This window comes from Trinickia symbiotica, assembly GCF_003028655.1.
In the GTDB taxonomy this organism is placed as follows: domain Bacteria; phylum Pseudomonadota; class Gammaproteobacteria; order Burkholderiales; family Burkholderiaceae; genus Trinickia; species Trinickia symbiotica_A.
Genome location: NZ_PYUC01000080.1, coordinates 1 through 355, shown reverse-complemented (window position 1 = coordinate 355; position 355 = coordinate 1). Strand labels below are relative to the sequence as shown.

The window sequence follows — 355 nt, the reverse complement described above, 5'->3', positions numbered from 1 at the left end:
CAATCGTTGGGGTGTTTGTCATTGGCGAGTGCGCCAGTCAGTGTGACTGCAAAGTCGGCTGTCGATCTTTAACAATCTGGAAGAAGTAGTAAGGGATATCGGAAGCGTCTCATGAGATGGGCGTGGAAGATATCAAATGGGTAGTGATTGTATCCAAGTATGAGAAGGGTATCGAAAGATGCTCTTGGAATACGGCACAAACGCGAGAACTCAACCTGTAGCGAGCGAGTAAGACGCTCTCGTTATAGGGTCAAGCGAACAAGTGCATGTGGTGGATGCCTTGGCGATCACAGGCGATGAAGGACGCGGTAGCCTGCGAAAAGCTGCGGGGAGCTGGCAAACGAGCTTTGATCCG

The 355-nt window shown here is 51.0% G+C and carries 1 rRNA gene; it reads left to right on the top strand.

The annotated features are described in order from the left end of the window. Positions 1-248: 248 nt before the first annotated feature. Positions 249-355 (top strand): 23S ribosomal RNA (locus C9I57_RS32325); the annotation flags it as partial.